We start from the raw sequence: 7,205 nt of genomic DNA, 5'->3' as shown, positions 1-7,205 counted from the left end.
GCTCCACGGAGCGCGGGCCCGCCCGTTTTCGGGGAGCGTCCCTGGAAGGAGGAGGCCATGGCGGTAGCGACGGCGGAACCGACCGTACCGGAACCCAGGGTGCCGCCCGACGTACGAGGTCCCACGGCGCCGGTCCCCCTGGCCACGCTGGTGGCCGGGATCATGGCGCTGGCCCTGGTCGTGCTCGGCACGATCGGAGTGGAGCTGTACGCGAACATCAAAGGTGGACCGCTGACTCCCGCCTGCCACGCCGCGGGCCTCGAACACTTCGTGCCGTCCTCGAACCCGGCCCTGCCGGGCACGGGGATCCAGGGAGCGGAGGGCATCTGCAACATCGTCATGGGGGCGCGCTCCACCACGGAGACCGCCGTCCTCGTCCTGGCCATCGCCCTGGGCCTCGGGGCCATCGCGTTGGGGTTCTCCGTCTACCGCCGCATGGACACGCGACGCAGGCGGAGCCACGCCCTTACCGGGGCCATTCTCGGCATCCAGGCGCTTGCGCTGGCCGGGTTCGTCCTCTGGTTCCGGTCGGGGCACGGCATGTTCACGTTCGTCCGCAACGAGCTGAACTTCACCCTGGTCCACGGGGTGTGGGTTCGGGCGTTCCTGACCGGAGCCAAGAACACACTGCTGCTGGCGCTGGGGGGTGAGGTCGGCGGGGTCGTGATCGGCCTGCTCCTGGCGATGCTCTCCCTGTCGGACAAGAGAGCGGTGCGGGCGCCGGCGCGTGTGTACGTGAACTTCTTCCGGGGCACCCCACTGATCTGGCAGCTGGCCTTCTTCTACTTCGCCTTCAGCCTGGGACTCGGGGTCAACGTCGGCTCGTACAAGGTGGCCCTGCTCGTGTTCAGCCTGAACACGGGAGCGTACGCGTCCGAGGTGTTCCGGGCCGGCATCCAGTCCCTCGAGCGGGGGCAGCTGGAGGCCGCCCGGGGGCTGGGCATGGGGTACCTCAAGTCGATGCGCTACGTCATCGTCCCCCAGGCGGTGCGCCGGGTCATCCCGCCCCTGATGAACGAGTTCGTGATCCTGATCAAGGACACCGCGCTGGTGGTCATCCTGGGGCTGCTCCCACAGCAGCGGGAGCTGTTCTCGGTGGCTGAGGACGGCTATGCGTCGCTCACCAACGGCACGTTCTTCGTCGCGGCAGCGATCGGGTACCTGGTGGTGACGCTTCCCCTGATCCGGCTGGTCACCGCGGTGGAGCGTCGACTGCGCAGCGGCCTGGTCGGGATCGCCGGCGGCTTCGGGACGGGGTGATCGACATGAGCATGGGCTTGGGTCAACAGGCACCGGGAGGCCATAATGCCGGCACCATGCCCGACGACGGCGCGCTGGTCCGCCTGGAGAACATCCACAAGTGGTTCGGCACGAACCACGTACTGAAGGGGATCGACCTCACACTTCGGCCGGGCGAGGTCCAGGTGATCATCGGACCGTCCGGGTCCGGGAAGTCCACCCTCCTTCGATGCGTGAACATGTTGGAGATACCCACGGAGGGCACCGTGTGGTTCCAGGGGAAGGAGATCACCGACATCCGGACGAACCTGGATGAGGTCCGGACCCACATGGGGATCGTGTTCCAGGCGTTCAACCTGTTCCCACACAAGACCGCCTGCCAGAACATCACCATCGCCCTGGAGAAGGTCCTGGACGTCCCCAAGGAGGAGGCGCGCAAGCGGGCACTGGAGCAGCTCGGCCACGTGGGGCTCGCGCACAAGGCGGACGCCTACCCCGGGCAGCTCTCCGGCGGACAGCAGCAACGGGTGGCCATCGCCCGGGCCCTGGCCATGCGACCCAAGCTGATGCTGTTCGACGAGGTGACCTCGGCCCTTGACCCGGAGCTGGTGGGCGAGGTGCTGGCAGTCATGCGGGGACTGGCCGAGGAGGGCATGACCATGATGGTGGTCACCCACGAGATGGGCTTCGCCCGCGAGGTGGGGACCCGCATGATCGTGATGGAGGACGGCCAGATCGTCGAGCAGGGGAACCCTCGGGAGATCTTCGCCAACCCGCAGAACGATCGGACCAAGAAGTTCCTGGCCGCCGTGCTGTAGCGAGAGCCCCCTACTTCGTCACCACGAACAGGCCGGTCATCCGGGCCCACGCGTGGTACGTGCACAACACGTGGTACACGCCGGGCTTCAGGTGGGCGCCCAGGTGGCTCCAGTCCAGCTGACCGCCCGGGGGGATGTCCACGCTGATGTTCGTCCCGACCACGGTGAAGTTGTGCAGATTGCTGCCCTCGTTGATCACGATGAAGGGTCGGGACTCCTTGATCCGGGTGCGGTCCACCGGGTGGATGTCGTGGAAGTGGTTGTCCACGGCCACCACCACGAACGGGCCGTGGCTGGGTTCGGGGTTGTAGATCACCCGGTCGCCGTTGGCGTTCGTCTGGCCGGAATATCGGGTGGAACCGTGCGAGCAGGATGCCGCGAGGACGAGGGCGGCGGCGAGGGAAACGAACCCGCGTTGGAGCTTGCGCATCGGCTGGTCAGGATAGCGGCGAGATCTTGAATTCGATAGCCCGCGACTGCCCGGAAACACCGGAAACCGAAGACGGGCCGAGATACCTTTGGAGCCGCTCCGCCTTCCCCATACGGAGCGTTGTCTACTCGGTATCTCGGCCCGTCAAGGGGTGGTCCCAAGCAACCCGGACTCGTGAGCTTGGGGGGCTCCGAAAGGCCTGGAGCCGTCTCCTCGGGGCTTGCGCCCTCCGGGTCTGGCCCCGACTTCCGGGGGCCCTTCCGGGCTCTCGATCCCTGCGGCCGCTTGGGACCGGAGCGAAAGATAGCCAGGCCCCCTGCACCGTGTCAACCGAGTCGAAAAGCCTACGCCGCAACGGTTTCGAGGAATACGCGCAGGTCAGTGCCACCCTGGTCCGCGGCCAGTTTTTCGGGGGCCGGAACCAAAAAGAGTGACACGTCCTGCCGGGTCGGAGCGATCAACGCAGCGCCTGCATGACGGCCACGGTCGCCGGCGCCAGCACCAGGGCGGGGAGGAGGTTCGCCACCCGGACCTGCTTCAGGTCGAGGAGCCGGAGCGAGATCCCGAGGATGAGGATGCCCCCCGCCGCGGTGAGCGCGGCGGTGATCTCCGGCGTGAACGAGCCGGCCACGGCGGAGGCGGCGAGCGACAGGCTGCCCTGGTAGAGCAGGATGGTGATCGCCGAGAACCCGACCCCCCAGCCAAGGGCCGCGCTGAACGCCAGCGCCGCGAAGCCGTCCAGCGTCGACTTGATCGCCAGCAGCTGGTAGTCGCCGTTCAGTCCGTCCTGGATCGACCCGAGGATGGACAGCGGGCCCACGCAGAACACTAGCGACGCCACCACGAACCCCTCGGTGAACCTGGCCTGCCCCCGGCCGAACCGCCGCTTCAGGGCCTCCCCGGCGGTGTTCAGGCGGTCCTCGATCCGCAGGAGCTCTCCGACGATGCCCCCCACCAGGACGCTTCCCAGCACGATCACCACGCTGGCCCGAGTGAAGCGGGACAGGGGCGGGGTGAACGCGGCCAGCGACTCGTCGACGCCGACCGCCAGCACGAACAGCCCCAGGGCGTGCATGACCGTCTCGCGGATGCGTTCCGGAAGTCGGTCGCCGAGCAGCGTCCCCACCGCCGTCCCCACGAGGACCGTTCCGGCGTTGATCAGCGTGCCGGTCAGGTGAACGGCGCCGATCACGCGATCACTGGATCACGGGCGACTGCCGGGATCACGGGCGAGCCGGCGCCGGGTCCCGGATGGCCAGGGTCAGCCGGGACACCGCGACCAGGCGCCCCTCGTCGTCTTCCACTCGCATGTCCCACACGGCGGTGCTGCGACCCACGTGCAGCGGCACGCCCGTGGCGGTGATGTGTCCTTCCCGGACCGACCGCAGGTGGTTCACGGTGAGGGCGATGCCGACGGAGATCCGATCGAACCCGGCGACGAGGGCCGTCCCGAACGAGCCGACCGTCTCGCACAGGGCCGCGGTGGCACCGCCGTGCACCACGCCGTAGGGCTGGGTGTTCCCCGCCACCGGGATCCGCGCCACGATCCGGTCCGGATCGAGCTCGAGCCATTCGATCCCGAGCCGATCCATGAGTGGATTGGGAGTCTCCCGGACCACGCGGAGGACCTCTTCCGGCGAGACGACCGGGGAAGCTTCCTCCTCATCCATGGACGGGGAGCCTACTGGAAGGGGCCGGTGGGTTCAGACTCCCGCCGCCACCACCACGAGCTCGGTGGCCAGGCCCACCAGGAAGCCGGCCAGCACGCCCCACAGCGTGACCTCCCAGGACATCCGGCGCCCCGCGTTGAACAGCTCGCCCACCACGTACAGGATCGCGCCCGCGGCCAGGGCCAGGAAGGCGACGAACACGTACGTGGAGCTGACCGACGTGCCGACCAGCGTCCCCAAGAAGGTCGGGCCCCCGCCGATGATCCCAGCCAACACCAGCCATCCCCACGTCGCCCGCACGTCCGCCGCCGCGAGGGGCCCCACGATGCCGAAGCCCTCCGTGGCGTTGTGGAGGCCGAAGCCGATGACCAGCAGGACGGCCAGGGACACCTCGCCGCTGTGCGCGGCCTGCCCGATGGCCAGCCCCTCCGAGAAGTTGTGCAGCCCGATGCCGATCGCGATGGACATCCCCACGTGCAGCGCCTCGCGGGTGCGATCGGGCGCCTCCGCCACCGCCATGGCTCCCGGCCCCAGGCTGGCCGGGATGGACCGGCGTCGCCACAGGCGGCTCACGTACAGCAGCCCGAGCAGCCCGATACCGAGGCCCGCGGCGAACACCAGCCCGATGCCGGTGAGCCTTCCCCAGGCGCGCCCGTTGACGGCGTCCTCCAGCGGCCCGGTGGCGTTCTTCATGATGTCGAAGAACAGGAACACCAGGATCCCCGCGGACACACCGGCCAGGAAGGTCTTCACCCGCCGGCTCTCGGTCTGGATCCGGCCCATGGGCAGCCCCAGGAAGATGGTGAAGCCGGCGATCGCGCCGAGGAGGACTGTCTGGCCCGTGCTCATCGAGTTTCTTGCTCGCCTTCCGGGAACGCTATTGTCAGGTATACCTGACAATAGCTCGTAGGTGTCTTGGCAGCCGAAATCTTACCCATCGGGTGGAAATCGGATCAACGGCTCGGGGGCAGAGACAGGCCGTTTCCGTCAGGGCCCCTCCGGGCTCACCCACAGGTTGTCGGCCAGATGGGCTCCCACCGCGACGGCTTCGCCGTCGACCTCCAGCCCGATGGTGCCGTCCGGGCCCTTGCGGCGGACCTCGATCCGGGCCCCCGGCATCAGCCCGCTGTCCTCGAAGAACCGCATCACGTCGAGGTCCAGCTCCAAGTCCTCCGTGAGGCGCCGCAGGACCACCCGCTTCCCGGGATCGACGTCGTTGAGAGGGACCAGGCCGGTGAGGTCGACGGCGTTGGCCGACCCCGGGATGGGGTTGCCGTGCGGGCAGGCCCCGGGGTCCCCCAGGATCTGCACCATCCGCACCTCGACGTCGTCGGAGATGGCCCGCTCCCACCGCCCGGCCTCCTCGTGGGCCCGGTGCCAGGGCAGGCCGATGACGCGGATCAGGAAGTGCTCGGCGATGCGGTGCCGGCGGACCTGGGCCCGGGCCATCCGCTCACCCTGGGGGGTGAACGCCAGCCGGCGGTCCTCGCTCGTGACGAGCCTGTCGCGGAGCAACCGCTTCACCGCCTCTGATACCGAGGCCCGGCTGACCCCCATCCACTCCGCCAGGCGCGCCTGGACCGTGGGGATCCCCTCCTCGGCCATCTCGTACAGCGCTTCCAGGTACTCCTGCGAGGAGCGGGCGGGAGGGGCTGTCATGGGCCGAGACTACAATGCCGAACGGTGGCAACAGACCCGGAAATCGCCGGCGACCGGCGGCAGCGACTCTTCCTCCTGGACGGGCACAGCCTGTCCTATCGTGCGTTCTTCGCGCTGCCGCCCACGCTGGCCACGTCCACCGGACAGGTCACCAACGCCGTGTACGGGTTCACCTCGATGCTCATCAAGCTCCTGGCGGAGGAGAAGCCCGACCGGATCGCCGTGGCGTTCGACCTGGGGACGCCGAAGGCCCGGCTGGAGCGCTACGCGGAGTACAAGGCGGGCCGCCGGGAGACCCCCGACGAGTTCCGCCAGCAGCTCGGCCTGATCCTCGAGGTGGTCGAGACGCTGAAGATCCCCCTGGTCAGCCACCCGGAGCAGGAGGCGGACGACCTCATCGCCACGCTGGCCCTCCGGGCGGTGGAGGAGGGGATGGAGGCCGTCATCGTCACGGCGGACCGGGACTTCTTCCAGGTTGTGCGGCCCGGGATCACCGTCATGTTCAACCGAAAAGGGATTTCGGACATCGTCCGCTACGACGTGCAGGCCGTGACGGAGCGGTTCGGCCTGCCCCCGGAGAAGTACCTGGACTACGTGGCGCTGAAGGGCGACACCTCCGACAACATCCCGGGGGTTCCCGGGGTGGGGGAGAAGACGGCGTCGACCCTGATCCAGACCTACGGCTCCGTCGAGGAGCTGCTGAAGCACACCGAGGAGCTGAAGCCGCGGGTGCGGGCCGGCATCGAGGCATCGGGGGAGCAGCTTCTGCTGAACAAAGAGATCGCCAAGCTGGACACGGACATCGAGCTCGACGTCGACCCGGCAACATGCGAGATGGGCGAGTGGGACGAGGACGCCGTCCGGCGCCTGTTCACGTCGCTCGAGTTCCGGACCCTGCTGGAGCGGCTGGAGGACGTCCGCAAGGGCGCGGCGGCGGAGGCGTTCGACACCGAGCTGGACCTGAGGGAGGGCTCCGGCTCCGAGCTGGCGACCCTGGCGGAGACGGCGGCGGCGGCACCAGTGGCCGTGCGGGTCCACGCCGAGGCCGAGGGACTGGTGGGGCTGGCCGCGTCCACCGGCGACGGCAAGGCGGTCTACACGCCGTTTCCCTCCCCGGACGTGGACCGGCTGCTGGCCGATGCCGGCGTGCGCAAGTGGGTCCACGACGCGAAGGAGCTCAGCGCAGCGGTGGTTCGCTCGGGGCGCGAGGTCGGCGGAATCGCGTTCGACACCCTGCTGGCCGGATACCTGCTGGACCCGGCGGAGACCTCGTACGAGCTGGCCGCGCTGTGCCGCACCTATCTGGGGGCCGATGTGCTGGCCAGCGTCGAGGAGGAGGAAGGCGGGCAGCTGTTCGGGACGTCGTGGCGGCCGGTGGCCGCCGAGGCC

The 7,205-nt window shown here is 69.0% G+C and carries 8 protein-coding genes; 3 read left to right on the top strand and 5 right to left on the bottom strand.

Annotation, left to right across the window (positions count from 1 at the left end):
- Positions 1–1,260 (top strand): amino acid ABC transporter permease (locus M3Q23_13960; protein MDP9343164.1); only part of this gene is annotated, 1,260 nt, incomplete at its 5' end.
- Positions 1,261–1,334: 74 nt separating this feature from the next.
- Entirely contained in the window at positions 1,335–2,057 is a 723-nt protein-coding gene (locus M3Q23_13955; GenBank protein ID MDP9343163.1) for an amino acid ABC transporter ATP-binding protein, read from the top strand.
- A 10-nt stretch (positions 2,058–2,067) separates the two neighbouring features.
- On the opposite strand, the gene M3Q23_13950 is transcribed toward M3Q23_13955, so the two are convergent.
- The 5 genes from M3Q23_13950 to M3Q23_13930 form a co-directional block, all read right to left on the bottom strand.
- Entirely contained in the window at positions 2,068–2,487 is a 420-nt protein-coding gene (locus tag M3Q23_13950; protein MDP9343162.1) for a hypothetical protein, read from the bottom strand.
- 457 nt (positions 2,488–2,944) lie between these two features.
- Positions 2,945–3,679, bottom strand: coding sequence for a DUF554 domain-containing protein (locus M3Q23_13945; protein ID MDP9343161.1), 735 nt, complete (start codon positions 3,677–3,679; stop codon positions 2,945–2,947).
- A 31-nt stretch (positions 3,680–3,710) separates the two neighbouring features.
- Positions 3,711–4,157 (bottom strand): PaaI family thioesterase, encoded by a 447-nt coding sequence (locus M3Q23_13940; protein MDP9343160.1) that lies wholly within the window; start codon positions 4,155–4,157, stop codon positions 3,711–3,713.
- Positions 4,158–4,190: 33 nt separating this feature from the next.
- Entirely contained in the window at positions 4,191–5,006 is an 816-nt protein-coding gene (locus tag M3Q23_13935) for a ZIP family metal transporter (protein ID MDP9343159.1), read from the bottom strand.
- Positions 5,007–5,144: 138 nt separating this feature from the next.
- The gene (locus tag M3Q23_13930) at positions 5,145–5,816 is read right to left on the bottom strand and encodes a metal-dependent transcriptional regulator (protein MDP9343158.1); all 672 of its coding nucleotides are present in this window, start codon (positions 5,814–5,816) and stop codon (positions 5,145–5,147) included.
- A gap of 24 nt (positions 5,817–5,840) precedes the next feature.
- Here M3Q23_13930 and M3Q23_13925 point away from each other — a divergent pair.
- A partial coding sequence (locus M3Q23_13925) for a DNA polymerase I (protein MDP9343157.1) occupies positions 5,841–7,205 on the top strand: 1,365 nt, incomplete at its 3' end.

Source organism: Actinomycetota bacterium (assembly GCA_030774015.1).
Classification (GTDB): Bacteria; Actinomycetota; UBA4738; order UBA4738; family JACQTL01; genus JALYLZ01.
Note: the sequence above shows the minus strand (reverse complement) of the source record. Positions and strands in the feature narration are given on the sequence as shown.